1 protein-coding gene is annotated in these 725 nt (G+C 57.4%); it reads left to right on the top strand.

Annotated features, from left to right (window positions below; all coding sequences use genetic code 11):
* Positions 1–71: 71 nt before the first annotated feature.
* Positions 72–725 (top strand): transposase (locus H9Q16_RS20505; RefSeq protein WP_191077342.1); only part of this gene is annotated, 654 nt, incomplete at its 3' end.

Consider the following 725-nt stretch of genomic DNA (forward strand, 5'->3'; position numbering starts at 1 on the left):
GAGTCTGTGTGGAAACTGCCGTTGTTGCCATAGAGATGGTATGATTTCTGGATTCGCTGCGGAGGCGTTCCATGGGGCAGTTTATCGAGGGTGTGGATCGATATCAGGCGATGTTGCTGCGGGAATATCTGGACGATTACGTGGGCGAAGACAGTCCTGTGCGGGCAGTTGATGCGTTCATCGACATGCTCGATTTGGCCGGACTGGGGTTCCAATCCTCGCCAGCTTCGACGGGTCGGCCCGGCTACCATACCGGGGTGATGCTGCGGATTTACCTGTATGGCTACCTCAATCAAATCCAGTCATCGCGGAGGCTGGAACGTGAATGCGGCCGCAATCTGGACCTGATCTGGCTGACGGGCCGGTTGAAGCCTGACTTCAAGACGATTGCCGACTTCCGAAAGGACAATGGCCCCGCGATCCGCAAGGTCTGCCAGCAGTTCGTCGCGCTCTGCCGCGATATCAATCTCTTGGACGGTAATCTGGTTGCCATTGATGGCAGCCGGTTCAAGGCGGTGAACTCCAAGGCCAGGAACTACACGCGTGGCAAGCTGCGCCAGAAGCTGGGCGAGATTGACAAGGCCGTAGAGCGTTATCGCGGTGAATTGGATCGCGCTGATGAGGTGTTTGAGCAGACCGGAACTGTGTTGCCCGAGGGACGGATGGAACGCACGCTGCGAAAGCTGGAACATCTGCAAAAGGAAGCGGCGCGCTACCGTTCGATC

The organism is Sulfitobacter aestuariivivens (assembly GCF_014763045.1).
Lineage (GTDB): Bacteria > Pseudomonadota > Alphaproteobacteria > Rhodobacterales > Rhodobacteraceae > Sulfitobacter > Sulfitobacter aestuariivivens.